Consider the following 18,138-nt stretch of genomic DNA (forward strand, 5'->3'; position numbering starts at 1 on the left):
TTTCCTTGGGGTGTCATCCTGGTTAGGTGACTTCGGGGGCGTTTGGTGGGACTCCGCGCGTGGTGGGTGGCGGGCGGACGGTCTTTCTCAGTTACGCGGAAGCGGACGCGCCTTGGGCGGTGTGGATTGCCTGGCAGCTGCGGGAGACGGGCTATCAGCCTCGGCTGCAGGCCTGGCACTCGGTTCCTGGAGAGAATTTCGTCGGCTGGATCCGTGCGGAGCTGATGGCAGCGTCCTGCGTCATGGTGATCCTTTCTCCTGCCTATCTGGATTCGAAGTGGTGTAAGGCAGAGCTGAACGCGGCGCTGGTGGATGCGGTTGCTGGGAAGAAGCTGCTGGTTCCGGTACGGGTGGCGCCGTGCGAGGCTCCGCCGCTGTTGCGGGAGATCGGGCGGATCAGTCTTGTCGACCGTTCGGCGGCCGACGCTCACCGTGTGCTGGTCGACGGGTTGATGGCAGCCACGAATGGCGAAGCGGCACCGTCCGCGGTAGCTCCGGGGTATCCGGGGTATCCGGCGGCCGGTGATCGTGGGCAGCCGCCGCGTTTTCCAGGGCCGGACAACGGGGAGCTGAGGCTCAGGCTGCTTGGTCTGGTCCAGGAGGCATGCAAGGAGCGGCACCCCGAAGCGACGGTCCACGGGAGCCACCGGGAGGGGCTGTTTCCCTATGTGGATATGTCTGGGGAACGTGATGGGGAACGGCGGCGGTGGCCTGTTGGGATCAGTGTCAACGCGCCGGACGCGGAGGCGGTCGAGGCGTTCTACAACACGGTCGTGCGGGCGACGTACTTACCGCTGGAGCCGTGGCCGGACTCGGAGCTGGTCTACCTGGGTGAGCCACCAGGGGAGGAGGTTCTGCGCCAAGCACGGCGACGGCGGGTCCGGCTGTTCAGCCTCGCCGAGTTCGAGGGCCGGTGGGATCCACGGCGCTATCTGGCCCGCCAGAAGGAACGGGCGGAATCAAGCGGTCAAGGCGACACATGCTTTTCCAGCAGATCGTTGAACACTGGCCTGTTCTGCGCCCCGCGTCGACGGGTTCCGGCTTTTCCGGACAGATACCCTCGACGCTGGCGGTTCTTGAGTTGTCGGACGTTGCGGCCCTCGTGTTCACCGGTCCGGCTTGCCGGGGAGCCCGCGCCGTCGCGGTGTGTGTTCACACATATGACGTGCTGTGGGCAGATGAGGGATGACACGCCTGGCCTGGCCGGGTTCTGTGGTGTCCTGGCGTGGTCCTGGATTCATGGGTCTGGCGCGGGGCGAGGCCACCGGGGATTGGCAGGGTCGGGGCGTGCGCGCGGCCGGTGTGCTGGTCGTAGCCGGTGATGGCCTGCAGCAACGCGGAGATCCAGCCGGCGAGGATCGCCGCCCACATCCAGACCCGGTTGATCGTCGGGTCGGCGGAGGGCAGGTGCCGTAGTCCCGCGCCGAGCTTGTGTTCCTTGATCCTTGTTTCGACGTCGGCGCGGCCGCGGAACCACCACTCGAGGGCGACGATCCCGTCGGGCTCGTCGGCGGGGATGTTCGTGACGAGGAAGCTGACGGCCCAGCCGTGGTCGGCGACGCCGTCGAGCATCAGTTGTAGCTGGCCGGTCGGGATCGTGCGTCGCAGCCGGGAGCGCGGGTCGGTGGAGACCTCGTCGGCGCGGACCTTCACCCGTCGCACGATCGTGTAGGTGCCGGCCGGGGCACCGGCCGGGGCGTAGTCGCAGGCGGCGACCTGCGCGCCGCGCATATCGCGGGCGTCGACCCACCGGTCTTCGGGGATGGCGGCATACGCCCGCCACAGCGTCTGGCTGCGCGGCGCGGCGATCGCGAAGTCGCCGCCGGCGGCGACCATGGCATGCATGAAGCCGGCCGAGAAGAAGCGCTGTCACACCGGAACAGCGGCGGCGCGCACACCGCATCAGGCAGCACCGCCAACGCCCGACGCATGAGGGCGGTCACGAACGGCCGCGGGTCCTGGTTGCCGGCGAGCAGCTGGGCCGCCAGCGTCAGCCCGGTACGCGCCCAGCTGACCAGCAACGGCCGGCCGGCCCTCTTCCCGTCGTGGGTATAGGCGACACCGCGCTTCTGACGGCCGTAGACCTCCACGTCGGCCGAGTCGCAGTCCAGCGTTTCAGGCGCCGCGCGCGAACGCCTTCGCCGAACGTTGGGTGCGCACCGTCCGCGCCGAGTACCTGGACTGGACCTTGATCTGGAATCGGCGCCACGCGGAACAGGTCCTGTCGATCTACATCGAGCACCATAACACCGCTCGGCCCCACCACGGCCTCGCCCTCGACATGCCCGATCGGCCGGCCTCAGCCGGCGATCCGAGCGGCCCGATCAGACGCGTCGATCACCTCGGCAGCCTCCTCCACGAATATCAACGAGCCGCCTGATCAAGCACCTGACCAGCGAGATCGCATACTTGCGCCCTTCAGGGTACGGGCAGGTAGCTTGCCGTCCCGCGCACCCCAGAATCGGCGGCCAGGACGCGGTCGGCACGGGCCGGGTCGACGCCGCAGGGCCGTGGTCTCACGACGGTGCCACGACCGTCGACGAGGCACCTACATCAGCTCAAGCTGGTAACAACTCGGGCATCGATGTAGACATGCGCCAAAGGTTGTCATTAGGGTCGCAACGGCTGGGGGCCCAACCCGTGCGACCTTGCGGTCGCGTAGACACGACAACGGAGAGTTCATGCCCCTGTCCGCCCTCGCGCGACGACGCCGTGCCGCAGCTCGACCATCGCAGTCCCGGCGGCCCGCCGCGGTCATGCTCGGAATTGGCATGACGCTCTGCGTGGCCACCGCGTGTAACCCGATCAAGGTGCCCGCGTCCGCGGCTAGCCCTTCGCAGACGCCGACGCCGACGGTTTCGTCGGTAACCACGCAGCCCGCTACCACACCATCGGCCTCCTCGTCGGCCTCCTCGGCTGCCAGTAGCACCCCGGGCGGGGCGTCGCCCACCAGTAGCGGCGGCTCGACCAAGACCTTCATGGGCAGCAGCACGGTGCTGGTCGGCGGCTCGATGTCCGACGCCTCGATGTCCGCCGCTCCGTTCGACCTGCAGTACAGCTACGTGCACAGCCAGCCCGCACCTACGCCGGCCGCGTACACGGCGGCGCGCTGCGATTCGGCATGGTCGAACTGGTGGGGGTGCTGGACCGGCCCCACCACCGCACCCGGTACTCAGATCACCGTGCGCGAGAACTCCGTGGCCAAGGCGACCTACCAGGGCAAGGCGCACCCGCAGGGGATGGTCTGGGACTGGTACTCCTTGATCGACGTCGCAGGTATGGCCGGCCTGAGTGAGGGCCCGGACGAGGTCAAGGTCATCAACAACGCCGACCTGCTCGGCAAGTACCTGAACGACTACCGGTTCTTCCTGCAGAAGATCGGCACGTCGCGGGACCTGATCGACCTTGAGCCGGACTTCTGGGGCTTCGCCCGATCGCTGGGCAATCTGCACCAGGTTCCGGCGCAGGTGAGGTCGGCGAACTCGACCGATTGCGGCTCCCAGGAGAACAGTGCCTCGGGCCTGGCCCAGTGCATGATCGCGATGACCCGTAAGTACGCGCCGAACGCCGGCGTGGGCCTGCACATGTCCTGCTTCGACTGGCAGAGCAACATCGAGAAGTGCAAGAGCGACTACGTCGACCTCGGCGCCAACGCCGGCGACTTCCTGGTCACCGACATCTCCGACCGGGACGCGGGCTGGTACGCCCAGCCGGCGCACGGGGGCAAGGACACCTTCTGGACCGACCAGAAGGCCGCCACCGCCCTGAGCTTCTACAAGACGATGGCCGAGGCGGTCGGCAAGCCGGTGCTGCTGTGGCAGATCCCGGTGGGAAACATGGCGCAGAACAACACGCCCAGCCACTACCAGGACGACAAGGTGGACTGGCTGTTCTCGCACATGACCCAGGTGGCCGATGCCCATGTCGCGGCCCTGCTGTTCGGCGCGGGATGGTCCGAACAGACCACGCCCGAGACCGACGGTGGCAACCTGATCAACAAGACGATCGCCTACCGCAACTCCGGAGGCGTCGCCCTCAAGTAGCCAGCACTAGGTAGGCGCTCACCTGCGGCCGGACCCGGTCCCCAACCCCTGTCGGGACCGGGTTCGGCCGCGTTCGTCTCGACCCCGACCGGGTGGGGTCTCACAACCCCGATCCGCCCGGGACTGTCGACTTTCCGGCGGTTCCGGATCCAGGGCGATGTGCCCGTGGTCAGTGCGGCTGGTCGAGTTGGCTGGCGACGAGCGGGAACTCCGTCTTGAGGAGCGTTGTCAGTTGCTCCTGAAGTTCGCGCAGCGCGGTCGCGGCGATGCGCCACACGATTGACCAGTCGACGTCGAAGTATGTGTGGACGGCGATGTTGCGGAAGCCTGTACGGATCGCCACGGCACATCCGGCCAGCGCGCGCGGATCCCGGATGAGACTCGCCCGGCCGCCTCACCGATCACCAGCAGCTTCTGGAGAACAGCGCTCTGGATCAGGTCGCTCGCTGCGAACGTGGCCTCATCGATGTCCTGGACGAACGTCGTCACGGTCGCCGCCGCTTCGATCATGTCGACGAGATACAGCTCGTCACGCCGCATAGAGGACCCTCGCCTCCGCGAGCACCTGATCGCGGATGACCCACTTCAGCCGGGACTTGGGCACCAGGTCGACGCGACGTCCGACGATCTTCTCGAGCTCGTCTCGGAGATCGACGATCTCGAAGCCAAGCGTCGAGTCGGACGCCAGCACATACAGCAGGTCGACGTCTGAGGAACCGATGCCGTCGCCGCGCGCCACCGAGCCGAAAACGGACAGCTCGGCGACGCCGTAGCGCCGGCACACCTCAGCAATCCGGCTGTCACGCAGGTCGACGGTCACCCGACCATTATCGCCCCCAGACAGGCCACGACCGCACGACTGCGGCACCGCCTCACGCGCGTTCACAGCGCGACGCCCGGCGGCGTCCTGTGTGTGCCGATGAAACAGATTAGGGCGTAAGCGAACTACGCACTTGATTGCGGCAGGGGACGTCTGCGAACGTTGCCGCCATGAGATCAACGGGTGCGGGGCGGCCTTGGCCGCCGTGGAAACTGCCGGGATGGCCCTGGGGGGATGGGCGGCTGCCTCGAGCCGCTCCGGTCGTGTTGGGTCTTGGATGGAGCCCGTCGCTGCCGGGCTCGGTGGCGGTTGTGCTCGTCACTGCCACTCTCATCGGGTTCCTGAGCTGGGTGGTGGGCAGCGACGCCCGCACGCGCCGGCTGGCTCGGCTGCTGCACTCCCGACGGGGTGACCAAGGATGACCGGTGAAGGGGCCGAACAGCTCGTGACCCGGGAGGAGATCGCCTCAGCAGCCGGCGTGACGACGCAGGCGGTCAGTAACTGGGCGCGGCGGTACACGAACTTCCCGCACCCGGTAGGTCGATCAAGCCCGCAGCGGTTCGCGGCGGTCGAGGTCGCGATCTGGCTCGACACGCATACGATCGATCGCCCGCGTCGACGGCCGGACGAAACATCGGGGTCGACGTTCGGTCACCGGTTCCGCGAGAGCCTGCGGCTGCCCCCGGCAGACGCGGCGGCCTCCGGTGCGGGCCACGGGGCCGCGTCCAGACGGCTGCTGTCGCCGCTGTGGCAGCAGCTCTCGACGATGTGGGATTCGGCAAGCACCGGAACCCGGGCGGAGCGCCTGCTGGCCCTAGCCTATCTTCGTCAGGCAGATCCCGAAGGCTGGGCCGCGCTGCGCCGCTCCTATGCGCAGGGCGCGGACATCGCTCAGCTTGAGGCGATGATGAAGGCCCAGCACGTTCACTCCGCCGGGCTCTGGGATGTGCTTCGTGACGTTCTCGGCAGCTTGCCGCCAGAACCGCGGATCCTGCATCTGGCCGGGGCCATCGAGAACGCGCTCGGCACACTGCCGGGAGCGGGCGTACCGGAGGCGGAGATCGGGCCGGTCGTCAGCCAGTACGTGCTCGACCAAGACGCGGAGGAACGCAGGCGCCCGGGGTCCGACTTCGTCACCCGGCCCACCGTCGCCCGTCTTGTCGCCGATCTGCTGGCGCCGCGTCCCGGCGAGCGGATCTACGACCCCTGCTGCGGCTCCGGGGAGCTGCTGATCGCCGCTGGACTGCGGGCCCGGACCGGACGTGCCGAGACCAGCGAGCCCGAGCAGGTCCTGCACGGTCAGGCCCGCGGCGCACACTCCTGGCGGATAGCGAAGCTGATCGCCGCCATCCACGGCCTGCCCGCCGATCTGGGCCCCGGGCCCGAAAACGCGCTACGCCATCATGGCACGGGACTGCTCGGAAGCTTTGACGTCGTCCTGACCAACCCGCCGTTCAATCAGAAGGATTGGGGCGCGGAATTCGTCCGCAGCGACCGATGGGAGTTCGGCCAGCCGCCACGGGACGATGGCAATCTCGCCTGGCTGCAGCACTGCCTGTCCGTGCTCGACGAGCGTGGTCGGGCGACTGTCATCATGCCCACCAGCGCCGCTGCGAAGACCAAGCCGCAGCAGCAGCGGATCCGTGGTGACATGGTGGACGCGGGAATCGTCCGCTGTGTCATCGCGCTACCCGCGAAGCTGTTCTCCGAGAGTCCCGTCGGAGTGAGCCTGTGGGTGCTCGATCGCCGTACCCGCCCTTGCCGCGACGAGGTGCTGTTCATCGACGCAACCCGCCTGGAGACAGGCGCGGTCGCCCACGACCGGCGCCATCAGCTCAGCGACGCGGCCCATGCCACGATCGTCGGCGCCTACCAGACATGGGCGGCCAGCCCACCCGGACAGTACGTCCCGGTGGACGGCGTCACTGCCACCGCAACCGTGCAAAAGATTGGGCAGCTGGACTACCGGTTGGAACCGAGGCTGTATCTCCCGATGGTTCCGCAGTTCGCGTCCGCCACCGAGAGTGTCACCGTGACGGCTCACGCCCTTCATGAGGAGCTTGAGGAACTCAACCACCGGGTCGCGGACGCTCGCGAAACACTTCGCCGTCTTCTCACGGAACTAGGTCCGGATTCGTCGGCAGCGGACAGCCGGGGATCCTGCGAGCTCGGGACCATATGCGATGTGAAGACCGGGCCATCCGGCCGAAAATATCTTCCTCGAAGCCGCGAGTCGGACGCGGTCCCGCTACTTCGACCTCCCGACATCAACAAGCACCGCATCGCGACCGACGACCTTTACATGATCGACCGCGCGGCGGCCCGGAAGGATCTGGCCCAGTACTTGCTGCAGCCAGGAGACATCGTCTACAGCCGGATCGGGGACAGCGGCCACCGAGCCATAGTGGAGCCCGACCACGAGGGATGGGCGTTCGGAACCGCGCTGATCAGACTGCGGCCGACCGCGGACTGGCTTTCGGCCGACTACCTCTACTACTACCTCGGCACCCACTTGGTTCAGGACATCCTGGCCCGGCGGAGCGTCGGCGCGACGGTCCGTGCCCTCAGCGCCGACAGCCTCCGCCGCCTGACCATCCCGCGGCCACCCCATAACACCGACGCCCTCATCACCTATCTCGCCAAGTGCGACGAGGTGAGCGAGATCAGCCAGCGGATCGGGGAAGTCGTCACCCGCCTTCGAGACCTGCTCGCGGACCACTCCATCGCCGGCGCGGCACGACCTGGCACATCAGTGGTCAGTGAGCCTTTCCCGGCAACGGTCAGAAACGCTGTGTGAGGCTACTCAAACGGATCCAGTACCGGCCCGACCTGATCGACGGCTGCTATCCCGTGACGTATCGGGGTGCCATAGCTTCCATCTGCTCGATCACGAGGCGGATGGCCTCCGGCTGCTTGTCCGGCGGGCCTGTAAGAACAACGGTGTAACACCCAGCGCCAGCGGGCCGTTTCCGCAGGTGAAGGCCCCGTTGTTGGTAGCTACCGGAAGATCTTCTGACAGTCCCGAGCCATGCGGTTCACCTCGGCACGGAAGGGATCCGCGCCGATTTCTTCCTCAGAGGTCATCCGGTAGTAGCCGGAAGTGCGGGTGGCCGCTGATGGGACGGATGGCGCGGAAGTGCTTCCGATCGAGAGTGAACACGGCGTCAGTACGGAAGTAGGCGGCGAGAGCCGCGTTCATCGCGTCAGTGATCCCAATACTCATGTTCTTGTAGAGAGCCATCAAAGCACGGGCGGTGTGCAGGTGGGGAGACAGATCCGCCACCTCGTACCGTCTGATGTCAACTTTGCCCAGAATGTGATCCAGGACTGTGACAGCCGTGTCGGCCCCTATCCGAGTCGAGATCAGGTAGTCCAGCTCGGATAGCACGAAGGGAGAAATTACTAAATGCCCGATTTTGGTGCGGGTCTTGGAGCAGGTCGCATGCTCGGCGTCCAGGCGATTGAACACGGCGAGGAGGGCGGAGGTATCGGCGATTGCAACCGGAACAATCACAAGCCGAAACCCTCCGCGAGCATCTCGTCGACTCGGGCTGACATGTCGGCCGGGCCATCGAAGAGAGGAAGGTCGTCGTCTCCCATGGGATCGACCGGGTAGGGGGGGACGGGTTCGGCGTGACCGGCGGGTACCAGCGTGGCGATATGGCGCCCATTTTTCGTCACCGCAATCGTCTCGCCGCGCTCGGCGGCAGCGAGTATCTTCGCGGCCTGCTGGTTGAACTCCCGTGCGGTGGCTTCCATACCTCCAATGTACTACGGGAGATCGTAAATGTACTACAGCGAGGCTGCGGGTCCATGACGACCCGGTGCACGCCTTCGAAGTGTCCGAGCCGGTCGTCGGAGGTGCGTACGGGTACGGGTGGGATGCCGGCGGCGGGGGCCGGGTCTACGCGATGCACCTGTCGATGATCCGCAAGGCAGCGTGGATGACCCAGGCGAAGGTCGCCGAGGAATACCTGCGGGTATGGCGTGGCCAGGAGCGCCGGTCGCTTGTCACAGAGCGGGGATGAGCACCGATGCTGGGTTACCTGCGCAGTGTGCGCGCCGTCCCAGAACCCCGCCCAGCCAGCCCCGGAGACTGGAGGCGAGGGTGTCTGCGGCCAGTTCCCGCGCCGCTTGGTGCTCACCCAACCTGCCCAGTGCGAAGGCGAGGATGGCCGCCGCAAGCAGGGTGACCGGGTGGTTGTCGCCGAGGATCCACCGGCTGCGGCTGCTGCCGGTCGACAGTCTTGATGGGCTTGGCGCGTCCCACGTCAAGGGGTGTCGCCGTGACCAGGTGACGCCGCACTCCGGCTTGCGCAGGTCTGCCGGAACCACTCAGGTCGGCCCGCTCCCGGCCAGCAGCGCGTTCGCGTGTACCAGCACCATGGGTACCACCCCGGGACACAGATGCCCCCGACCACGCGTGCGCCGAGCACCCAGATGTTGTACGTTTGTTGTACGGTGGCCTCATGAGCGTCGGATTCCGCCCCACCGAAGAGGACCTCCGGATCGTTGAGGCCAACCGCCGTCAGGACGAGAAGACCAGCGACGTCATCCGGCGCGCCCTGCGACTGCTTGACCGGGAGGCGTGGGAGGCGCGTGCCCGCGAGGATATGCACCGGCTGCGGAACGAGGATCTGTCCGCCGAACCCGATGCGTGGGAGTACGACGCCAACGGCAACATCAGAATCACAGGTACGAACCTCGCGGTACCAGCCAGATCGCAGGACCAACCATGATCCACGGGGCGGTGTACCCGGTGGATCTCGGCGACGCCAAGCGCGGGCATGAACAGCGGGGGCGTCGACTCGGCCTCGTCCTGAGTATTGAGCAGAACGCGTGGTCCACGGTCACGATCGTTCCAACGTCGACCGGCGCGCAGGCGTCCACCTTCAGACCGGAGGTGACCATCGCGGGGCGGTCGACCAGGATCCTGATCGACCAGATCCGCACCATCGACAGCTCCTATGTCGCGGGTGACCTCGTGGACTACCTCTCCCGCGACGACATGGCGCAGGTTGAGCACACCCTCTCGCGCTACCTCGGACTGCTTCGCTGAGCGCATCGCCTGGCTCCCGTACATCGGCCTCCCCCGCGACTGGACGAAGACAGAGGCCCGACGCAACTGACGGATCTGTCGAGTTGCTCCTACCGGCCCCCAGCCGGGCCGCGCGGCATGTGCAACCCGGGTACGGACACCGGATATGCGGCCCGATCACCAAAAAAGATGCTGGTAGAAGCCTGAGATCTACGCGAGGGTGACTGGTACCACCCCCGGGCTGCACACGTCCGCGAAGGGGGACTATCCGAGGAAGACGAGTGGCACCGAGGACTCAGCGAGGATGTTGAGGCCATGGTGAACAAGGGCCGAGCCGACCCCGCGCTTCTGGTACGAGCGCACGACCGCCAATGGGCTGAGGACCTGGACCTCGACTGGGGGCCAGTAAAGATCGGGGTTCGTGCTGGTGCGCGGAAGTCAACCGAGGGTCGGCAGAAGCTCGAAAGCGCGGCAGTGGCTGGGAACGACGATCTGGAAGTCCTTGCGGTCGACCGTCGCGACCTTGGGCGTGCCCAGGTGTTCCGCTGTAGCGACCACCACGGCGTCGACTGTGTCGAGCGGAAGATCGGCGTAGCGCCGCACCAGTTGGGCAGCGCGATGGAACTTGTCTCGCTTGTTGATGGCGGCGACGAGTACACCGGTGTCGACAACTATCACCGGTCCGGCTCGCCTAACTCCTCGCGAAGGATCCGAGATGAACGTTCAGCCAGATCACGTTCACCATCCATGATCCCGATGAACGACAAGCGGCGCCCCATGGAAAAGGCCCTCGGAGAGGGCTTCTCCGAGGGCCTTTCGCTGGTAGCGGGGACAGGATTTGAACCTGTGACCTCTGGGTTATGAGCCCAGCGAGCTACCGAGCTGCTCCACCCCGCGTCGGTGTGAGTTCACCTTACAGGACGCCAGGCGGGGGGTGTCAAACGATCTTGATTAATTTTTCCAGCCGGCCTACCTGCCAGGTACCGCCGTCAAGGTGGTCGCCGCGGGAGCCGCGGGAGCCGCGGGCGCGGCCGAATCCGCGGCGACGGCCGGCGAGGAAGGTGGTACGGCTGCCGGGGGTGAGCCCTGCGCGGACGGTGCGGGGGCCACCGAGGCGGCAGGTGGCGTCCTGGTGAGCTGCGCCAACCGGTTCAGCGCGTCCGACAGGTCCTTCTGGGCGGCGCCGTAGGCAGCGAAGTCGGGGGGTGACTTACGCAACGCGTCCTGCCCGGCGGCGAAGGCACGATCCGCGTCCGCGATCGCCTGTTGGATCTCCGTGTTGCTTGTTGTGCCTGGCGGGGCTGTACGTTCGGTGGGGCCGTCGTGTTCGGTGGGGCCGTCGTGCTCGGTGGCGTGCCGGTCACGCCGAAGACCTGGCTCAGCGCCTCGTCCAGCGTCGGCGCGAAGCCGATGCGATCACCAAAGACCGCGGCCACCCGTTGCAGCGTCGGGTACACCGCGTTTTCCCGCGCCTGGACGTAGTACGGCTCGATATACAGCAGGCCACCGGCTACCGGGAGAGTGAGCAGATTCCCCTGAATCGTCTGCGAACCTTCGCCCCGCAGCAGGCTCAGCTCCTTGGAGATGTCGCCCTTGGACTCGATGAGGTTCTGCACCTGCACCGGCCCGTTGATGGTCACGCCTTTCGGCAGCCGCAGTACCTGGAACTCGCCGTAATTACCGGGATCACTCGACACGGCCATGTAGGCGGCGAGTTTCGACGAGCCCTTCGCCAGCAATGGCGACGTCAGGTTGAATGACGGCCGAGAATGATCGACGAGCTGACTGTACACGTAGAAGGGCGGCTGGGGCTGGTTCTGGTTGTCCGGCGACGGCGAGACCGCCCAGAAGTCCTCCTGGGAATAGAACTCACGCGGGTCGCGCACGTGATAGGAGGCAAGGAGATCCCGCTGGACCTTGAAGAAGTCCTCCGGGTAGCGCAGATGCTCCAGCAGCCCGGCCGGAATGTCCTTCTTCGCCCTGACCGTGCCGGGGAACGCGCTCATCCAGGTCCTGAGCACCGGGTCGGACTCGTCCCAGGCGTAGAGCGTGACATTTCCGTCGTACGCGTCAACGGTGGCCTTCACCGAGTTCCGGATGTAGTTGACCTCGCTGGCCCCCTGCGCGGACCGGTTTGACGCACGGCTCGTCACGGCGTCCGCGGTGACCGAACCGAGTGTCTTGCGCTCGGCATAAGGATATCCATCGGAGGTGGTGTAGCCGTCGAGAATCCACACGACCCTCCCGTTGACGACCGCCGGGTAGGGATCGCCGTCGAGGGTGAGCCAGGGCGCGACCTGGCTCACCCGGTCACGCGGATTGCGCACGTACAGGATGCGGGATTTCCCGGTGATGTCACTGGACAGCAGTATGTTCTTCTCCTGGAAGCGCAGCGCGAACAACGCCCGGCGGAACGTCGACCCGATCGACACGCCGCCGGCACCGTCGTAGGTTGTCGTCGACTGGCTGTCCGCGGTGACGCCCGGCCCGTCGATCTCCGCCTGCTTCGTACCGACGATCGAGTACCCCGGCGACATCTCGCCGAAGTAGATCCGGCTCTCGGTCAGGCCCAACGGCCCGGTGGGCGGCAGGTTCTGCTCCGCGAAGTTCGGCCGCCCGGAGGTGTCGACGGTGTTCGCCGGCGCCGCGACGAATCCCTTGCCATGCGTATACGTCAGATGCAGATTGATCCAGTTACGCTGCTGCTCGGTGAGACCGTTCTGGTCGAGTTCCCGGACCGAGACCACATAGTCGTGGGTCGCGCTCTGCCCGTCCGGTCCGGTGGCCGTGTAGCGGTCGATATCCAGCGACGGCGGGAAGCCGTAGTAACCACGGATCTGCTGCAGCTGGTCGTACGTCCGGGACAGCCGGTTGGGGTCCAGCAGGCGGGCGTTGGACAGCGTCGCCGAATCCGCACCGAGTTTCGCGGCGTCGGGCACGGTACTGGCGTCATACGGCAACGGGGCTATCTGCTGGATCGCGTACGCCGCCCGGGTGGCCTCGATGTTGCGGGCGATGTAAGGGGCCTCCCGGGACGCCTCGTTCGGCCGGACCTGGAACTGTTGGACGATTGCCGGGTAGATTCCGCCGACCACCAGCGCCGACAGCACCAGTATCCCCGTGGACAGCAGGGGCAGCGTCCAGCCGCGTTGGAAGATGTTGTAGATGAACAGCACCGCGCACAACAGCGAGATGAACAGGAGGATGAGCTTGGCCGGCAGGACGGCATGGGTGTCGGTGTAGGACGCGCCGTTGACAACCCCCCGCGAGGAGAACACGAGCCCGAAGCGGTCGAGGTAGTAGGCCCACGCCTTGAGCAGGGCAAGGAGCCCCAGCAGGACGGATATGTGCGCCTTCGCGGCCGGCACCACCCGCTCTCCCTGGGTCTGCAGCCGGATGCCGCCGAACAGGTAATGCGTCACCAGCGTCACCAGCAACGACAGCACCACGGTCGTCAGCAGGAAACCCAGCAGGAACCGCTGGAACGGGTATGTGAAAGCATAGTAACTGATGTCACGGTGAAACTGCGGGTCACGTTGCCCGAAGGGCTCGCCGTTCAGCCACAACAACCACGTCCGCCAGCGGCCGGACGCCGAGACACCCGCTACGATACCGAACAGGGCCGAGACCCCGAACAGGATCAGAACTGTGTACGGTTCAACGGCGACTCGGTAGCGCTCGAGGTTTTGCTGCTCAAGCGACAGCGGGCGGATCGGTGGTCGCAGCCTGTACGCAAGCACAAGGTTGGTACCGATCGCCACCGCCATCAGGGCACCGAATATGACGAACAGCAGTATCCGCGTTGACAGGACGGTGTTGAAGACCTTGCCGAACCCGACCGACCGGAAGAAGAGCAGGTCGGTGTAAACCCGCGTGAAGACGCCCAGCAAAACGATCAGAACAATGACCACAAGCAGCGCGGGGATGAGGATGCGGGTACGCGCCACCAGTGGTCTGCGGGCTGCTGCCACTCGCTCCTCCTTGCGTCCGGGGCAGACGACCGGGTTGTCCACCTGGAAGGCAACCTACGCCAGTGCCCGGGTGGCGCCATCGGAGAGGATGCGCTCGTGACCAGCCCCGACATCAACGAGTTGACCGCTGTTGTGCTGGAGGTCGAACGGCACGTCGCCGATCTGGGCTGGGATCAGCCCAGTCAGGTCTACGCGTTGGCCGACACCTCCGAGCTCATCGCCCGCGAACCGGCCCTCGCCTCGCACATCGGCGACACCGCGCCCGGCTCACTCACCCCCGTCGAACAGGAGCCGCTGCCGGCCGGCCGTCTCGACGAGGTCCTGGCCGCAATCGGCTGGCCACCGGAGGTGCTTGGCTGCGTCCTCGTCACCGAACTCGTCGTCCTGCCGCCCAGCGCCGAGCAGGAGACTCCATACGATGAGCGGGATATCGAGATCTGGGCCGCCAGCCATCCCGAACGCCAGGACGTCCGGCTCGCGGTCGGAGTGACCCGGGACGGGCAACACGCGTCATGCCTGCGGGTCCGCGGCGACGACGAGCTGGTGGTCGATCCGGACCTCGCGGACAGCCTCGTGGACGGCCTGCTGGCGACCTTTCACTGACCGTCCCGTTCGCCGCTGGCTGGTGGAGCGGCTCAGCCAGCCAGCCGGGCAAGGCAATGATCAACAGCTCTGGACGACGGCCTGGGGGTTATCCACGAGCGCCGTCAGGTCGCGGACAGCCCCCTTGAGGGTCTCGACCCGCACAAGCCGGAGGCCCGCCGGTGCCGATTCCCGAGCATCCGGACAGTTCGCCGCCGGTACGAGAAAGACGACCGCGCCCGACCTGCGAGCGCCGAGCAGCTTCTGCTGGATGCCCCCGATCGGGCCGACCGTGCCGCCGGCGTCGATGGTACCGGTGCCCGCAATTGTGCGACCGTTGGTGAGTTGGCCTGGCGTAAGAAGGTCGACTATGCCGAGAGCGAACATAAGACCGGCGCTCGGCCCCCCCACGTCGGTCAATTTGATCTTAACCGTGAAAGGGTAGTTGCGCTTCTCCATCGTGCTGATGCCGATGACTGGACGCCTCGGGTCGTTGCGCGCCGCCACGGTGGTGATCGAGGTCTGGGCCGGCGCGCCGCCGTCACGGATGAAGGAGACGGTTACCGGCTGACCGGGATGAACCCGGACCACCGCATCCTGCACCTGTTGCGGAGTGGACACAGCGGTGCCGTCGACCGACACGATGACGTCACCCACGCGCAGCTTTCCCGCGGCGGGCGACGATGCATCCATGATCTGCTGCACGAGCACGGAGGTGCCGGTCGGGGTGATGCCGAGCTCGCCGAGAGCCGCGGAGGTGGCTTGATCCTGCGAATCGATCATAGCCGCGGTGTTCTCCTGCCGGGCCTCCTCGTCGCTCGTGCCCGGTGGCTGCAGCAGCTCCCGCGGGACCACGGCACGATCGGTGTCGAACCAGCCGTGGACCGCGTCCAGCACGCTCAGCTTGGGCACCTCCTCGACCGTGGTGAGCTCAAGCTTCCCGGATGTCGGATAGGTTTCGCGGCCGACAATCTCGATCAGCGGCTTGCCGTCGGGACGCCCGAGCGTGTCGGTCACCGGGCCGGGTGAAAGCATCACGAACGGCACAGGCAGCGACAAACCCACTACCGTGAGCACCAGCGCCAAGACAGACGCGACGAGAAGTGTCTGGATACGCCGCGTCATGCTGGCAGTCTAGAACCCGCCATTCAGCGCCCGCCGGGCTGGCCCGGCGACATGAGCGACATGGGGGTCATGTCACCGTACGGACTGATCACGTGGAACGCCCATGGGCCGTGCGAGCGCGGCCATGCTGCGACGGTAGCCCTCCACGGTGATCAATGCTTCGGGTTTGCGTTCCGGGCGTGACCGCAACGCGAGCCAGACGAGAGTGATGAGGACGGCAATTGGCGGGATGAGCAGAAACCACATGGCGGCCTCGGCGTCGAGACGGGGAAGAAGGGAGGCGGACACCATCGTAGGTGCCCCGTTCAGCAGGCGCCTACCCACTCCGACGAACCGTCTGCAAATACCTGGCGCTTCCAGATCGGCACGTGTTCCTTGACGTCGTCAATCAGTCGCCGGCAGGCCGTGAAAGCCTCGGCGCGGTGCGTGGCCCCCACCGCCACAACCACGGCGATGTCGTCGACACCGAGCAGCCCCACCCGGTGGGTGACAGCCACCGCCCGGACCGGATGGACGGCGGCCACGCCAGCGGCCACCCGTACGATCTCGCCGCCGGCCCGTGGATGGGCGGTGTACTCCAGCGCGGCCACGCCACGCCCGCCATCATGATCACGTACTGTCCCGACGAAAACGGCGACCCCGCCCACGGCAGGCCCGCGCACGGCCTTCAGGCACTCGTCGACCGACAGCTCCCGTTCGCGGATCGCCGCGATGACGACCTGCCCGGCAGTCCTGTGTTGCGCCTCCTGCCCAGCATGGATGTGGCCCACGATCCGACCGTAGGGGATCCGCCTGACCGGCGTCATCATCTTCATCAGCGGACGCTCGGGCGGGCGATCCAAACCGTTCCAGTAGTCGTATCGTGATGTCGTTTCGGCATCCGCGGGAAAACGCACTACCGTTGGTGCATGTCCGGATCCATGGGCCCTGGGCCTCAACTCGCATCCACCCGGCAGGGACGCCGACGATGAGCGGCGGCTTCCCCTTCGGGTTCACCCCGGGTGACTCGTCCTCGCGCGGTGCCTCCGGCCCGCCGTCCGGCGGCGGGGCGCCGTTCTTCGCCGAGCTGGAGCGGCTGCTGGCCTGGCACGACGGGCCGGTGAACTGGGAACTCGCACGCCAAGTCGCGGTACGTGCGCTCGGCGACGCTGACCGTGCCGTGTCCGACAGCGAGGTCGAGGAGGTTCGCCAGGCGGTCCGGCTCGCCGACATCTGGCTCGATCCGGTGACCACGCTACCCGCCGGGGCGACAACCGCCGAAGGATGGACCCGTAACCGGTGGATCGAGGTGACCCTGCCGGTCTGGCGGACATTGTGCGATCCGGTGGCGACCAGGATCGCCGAGGCCATGCGTGGCGGGATCTCCAGCGGGCTCGCGCAGATGGGTGACGCGGGCGGCGGGCTGCCGCCCGAGTTCGCCGCCCAGCTTCCACCAGGCATCGACCTGGGCCAGCTGGCGTCCGCGAGTGGGCCGATCATGAACATGATCAGCCAGGTTGGTGGAATGTTGTTCGGCGCTCAGGTCGGTCAGGCGATCGGCCTGCTCGCGAGTGAGGTCGTTTCCTCCACGGATGTCGGGCTGCCGCTCAGCCCGCCGCGTACCGCCGCGCTCGTCCCCGCGGGGGTCGAGGCCTTCGGCTCGGGCCTGGGGATCGACTCCAGCGAGGTCCGGATCTACCTGGCATTGCGCGAAGCGGCATCCCAGCGTCTGTACGGCCATGTCCCATGGCTACGCGCGCACGTTCTCGGCGCGGTCGAGGAATACGCGCGAGGCATCGCGGTCGACTCGGAAGCGGTTTCACGGGCGATGGAGATGATCGACCCAATGCGGATCATGGATCCGGCAAGCCTGCAGGAAGCCCTCGGCGAGGACGTCTTCGACGAGGCGACCACGCCTGAACAGACCGCGGCGCTGGCCCGCCTGGAGGTGATCCTCGCCCTGGTCGAGGGGTGGGTGGAGACGGTCACCGACGCCGCCGCCGCGAAGAACCTGCCCGCCGCCTCCAGGCTGCGGGAGATGGTACGCCGCCGCCGCGCCGAGGGCGGGCCGGCGGAGCAGACCTTTGCGACGTTGGTGGGCCTCAACCTGCGCCCGCGCAAGCTGCGTGAGGCGGCCGCGCTGTGGCAGGCCGTGGCGGACGCCCGGGGGATCGACGGACGCGACTCCCTGTGGGCGCATCCCGACCTGCTTCCGAACGCCGACGATCTCGCTGACCCGCGGGGGTTCGCCGCGGGCGACGCCAACACGGTGGGCGATCCGCTCGCGGAGCTGGAACGGCTCCGCGACACCCCCGCCCAGCAGGAGCCACCGCGGCCACAACCGCCGGATGACGCAGGCCCCGGAACCGCCGGATGACGCAGGCCCCGGTGACGCACCCACCAATGCTCCGCGTGGCGGTCGTTGACCGCCACCGCTGTGCGGCCATAGCTTGACGGACACGAAGCCCCCGGTCATTCGGAGGACCCTCCAGAAGGGGAAGCTGGAGAGCTCGGCCGCGTACCGGGGGCTTCTTCATCACACTGGTACCTGTGTGTCACCCGGCTTGACTGCCAGCCGTC

The 18,138-nt window shown here is 66.9% G+C and carries 16 protein-coding genes, 1 tRNA gene and 3 pseudogenes; 9 read left to right on the forward strand and 11 right to left on the reverse strand.

Annotation, left to right across the window (positions count from 1 at the left end):
* Positions 1 to 62: 62 nt before the first annotated feature.
* Positions 63 to 407, forward strand: a pseudogene (locus MJ785_RS22140) (toll/interleukin-1 receptor domain-containing protein); the annotation flags it as partial.
* A gap of 745 nt (positions 408 to 1,152) precedes the next feature.
* Here the strand turns inward: MJ785_RS22140 and MJ785_RS05825 are convergent.
* Positions 1,153 to 1,845 carry a transposase gene (locus MJ785_RS05825; RefSeq protein WP_239380144.1) on the reverse strand — a complete coding sequence of 231 codons (693 nt, stop codon included), beginning with the start codon at positions 1,843 to 1,845 and terminating at the stop codon, positions 1,153 to 1,155.
* A 286-nt stretch (positions 1,846 to 2,131) separates the two neighbouring features.
* Between MJ785_RS05825 and MJ785_RS05830 the strand changes: the two are divergent.
* A pseudogene (locus MJ785_RS05830) lies at positions 2,132 to 2,380 on the forward strand (integrase core domain-containing protein); the annotation flags it as partial.
* 391 nt (positions 2,381 to 2,771) lie between these two features.
* The gene (locus MJ785_RS05835; protein ID WP_239380146.1) at positions 2,772 to 4,043 is read left to right on the forward strand and encodes a hypothetical protein; all 1,272 of its coding nucleotides are present in this window, start codon (positions 2,772 to 2,774) and stop codon (positions 4,041 to 4,043) included.
* 169 nt (positions 4,044 to 4,212) lie between these two features.
* On the opposite strand, the pseudogene MJ785_RS05840 reads toward MJ785_RS05835, so the two are convergent.
* Both MJ785_RS05840 and MJ785_RS05845 read right to left on the reverse strand, forming a co-directional pair.
* A pseudogene (locus MJ785_RS05840) lies at positions 4,213 to 4,583 on the reverse strand (DUF86 domain-containing protein).
* Entirely contained in the window at positions 4,573 to 4,863 is a 291-nt protein-coding gene (locus tag MJ785_RS05845; protein ID WP_239380147.1) for a nucleotidyltransferase family protein, read from the reverse strand. Before MJ785_RS05845 ends, MJ785_RS05840 begins: the two are co-directional and overlap by 11 nt.
* A gap of 418 nt (positions 4,864 to 5,281) precedes the next feature.
* Here MJ785_RS05845 and MJ785_RS05850 point away from each other — a divergent pair, with 418 nt between their 5' ends.
* Positions 5,282 to 7,660, forward strand: coding sequence for an N-6 DNA methylase (locus tag MJ785_RS05850; protein ID WP_239380148.1), 2,379 nt, complete (start codon positions 5,282 to 5,284; stop codon positions 7,658 to 7,660).
* 276 nt (positions 7,661 to 7,936) lie between these two features.
* Here the strand turns inward: MJ785_RS05850 and MJ785_RS05855 are convergent, their stop codons facing one another.
* Positions 7,937 to 8,377: a PIN domain-containing protein gene (locus tag MJ785_RS05855; protein ID WP_239313482.1), complete on the reverse strand. Its 441-nt coding sequence runs from the start codon at positions 8,375 to 8,377 to the stop codon at positions 7,937 to 7,939.
* The gene (locus tag MJ785_RS05860; protein WP_239313485.1) at positions 8,374 to 8,622 is read right to left on the reverse strand and encodes a type II toxin-antitoxin system Phd/YefM family antitoxin; all 249 of its coding nucleotides are present in this window, start codon (positions 8,620 to 8,622) and stop codon (positions 8,374 to 8,376) included. Before MJ785_RS05860 ends, MJ785_RS05855 begins: the two co-directional genes overlap by 4 nt.
* 65 nt (positions 8,623 to 8,687) lie before the next feature.
* Between MJ785_RS05860 and MJ785_RS05865 the strand changes: the two genes are divergently transcribed.
* The 3 genes from MJ785_RS05865 to MJ785_RS05875 all read left to right on the forward strand — a co-directional run bounded on the left by MJ785_RS05865 (position 8,688) and on the right by MJ785_RS05875 (position 9,922).
* A complete protein-coding gene (locus MJ785_RS05865; RefSeq protein ID WP_239380149.1) occupies positions 8,688 to 8,891 on the forward strand; it encodes a hypothetical protein in 204 nt (67 codons plus the stop codon).
* A 441-nt stretch (positions 8,892 to 9,332) separates the two neighbouring features.
* Entirely contained in the window at positions 9,333 to 9,602 is a 270-nt protein-coding gene (locus MJ785_RS05870) for a hypothetical protein (protein WP_239313490.1), read from the forward strand.
* Positions 9,599 to 9,922 carry a type II toxin-antitoxin system PemK/MazF family toxin gene (locus tag MJ785_RS05875; RefSeq protein WP_239313493.1) on the forward strand — a complete coding sequence of 108 codons (324 nt, stop codon included), beginning with the start codon at positions 9,599 to 9,601 and terminating at the stop codon, positions 9,920 to 9,922. Before MJ785_RS05870 ends, MJ785_RS05875 begins: the two co-directional genes overlap by 4 nt.
* A gap of 417 nt (positions 9,923 to 10,339) precedes the next feature.
* Here the strand turns inward: MJ785_RS05875 and MJ785_RS05880 are convergent, their stop codons facing one another.
* The 3 genes from MJ785_RS05880 to MJ785_RS05890 all read right to left on the reverse strand — a co-directional run bounded on the left by MJ785_RS05880 (position 10,340) and on the right by MJ785_RS05890 (position 13,872).
* Entirely contained in the window at positions 10,340 to 10,579 is a 240-nt protein-coding gene (locus MJ785_RS05880; protein WP_239313496.1) for a PIN domain-containing protein, read from the reverse strand.
* Between the two features lie 142 nt (positions 10,580 to 10,721).
* A tRNA-Met gene (locus MJ785_RS05885) sits at positions 10,722 to 10,798 on the reverse strand.
* Positions 10,799 to 11,052: 254 nt separating this feature from the next.
* Positions 11,053 to 13,872 carry a UPF0182 family protein gene (locus MJ785_RS05890; protein ID WP_370652874.1) on the reverse strand — a complete coding sequence of 940 codons (2,820 nt, stop codon included), beginning with the start codon at positions 13,870 to 13,872 and terminating at the stop codon, positions 11,053 to 11,055.
* Between the two features lie 96 nt (positions 13,873 to 13,968).
* Between MJ785_RS05890 and MJ785_RS05895 the strand changes: the two genes are divergently transcribed.
* On the forward strand, positions 13,969 to 14,475 hold the full coding sequence (locus tag MJ785_RS05895) for a PPA1309 family protein (RefSeq protein ID WP_239345829.1): 507 nt from the start codon (positions 13,969 to 13,971) through the stop codon (positions 14,473 to 14,475).
* A gap of 60 nt (positions 14,476 to 14,535) precedes the next feature.
* Here MJ785_RS05895 and MJ785_RS05900 read toward each other — a convergent pair whose 3' ends face one another.
* The 3 genes from MJ785_RS05900 to MJ785_RS05910 all read right to left on the reverse strand — a co-directional run bounded on the left by MJ785_RS05900 (position 14,536) and on the right by MJ785_RS05910 (position 16,394).
* The gene (locus MJ785_RS05900; protein WP_239345828.1) at positions 14,536 to 15,579 is read right to left on the reverse strand and encodes a PDZ domain-containing protein; all 1,044 of its coding nucleotides are present in this window, start codon (positions 15,577 to 15,579) and stop codon (positions 14,536 to 14,538) included.
* A gap of 72 nt (positions 15,580 to 15,651) precedes the next feature.
* Positions 15,652 to 15,870, reverse strand: a complete 219-nt coding sequence (locus MJ785_RS05905) for a hypothetical protein (protein WP_239312396.1) — start codon at positions 15,868 to 15,870, stop codon at positions 15,652 to 15,654.
* Positions 15,871 to 15,884: 14 nt separating this feature from the next.
* Positions 15,885 to 16,394, reverse strand: coding sequence for a molybdenum cofactor biosynthesis protein MoaE (locus MJ785_RS05910; RefSeq protein ID WP_239312399.1), 510 nt, complete (start codon positions 16,392 to 16,394; stop codon positions 15,885 to 15,887).
* A 152-nt stretch (positions 16,395 to 16,546) separates the two neighbouring features.
* On the opposite strand from MJ785_RS05910, the gene MJ785_RS05915 reads away from it, so the two are divergent.
* Positions 16,547 to 17,935, forward strand: coding sequence for a zinc-dependent metalloprotease (locus tag MJ785_RS05915; protein ID WP_239312402.1), 1,389 nt, complete (start codon positions 16,547 to 16,549; stop codon positions 17,933 to 17,935).
* Positions 17,936 to 18,138: the final 203 nt, after the last annotated feature.

The sequence above is a fragment of the Protofrankia sp. CiT1 genome (assembly GCF_917627335.1).
GTDB lineage: Bacteria > Actinomycetota > Actinomycetes > Frankiales > Frankiaceae > Protofrankia.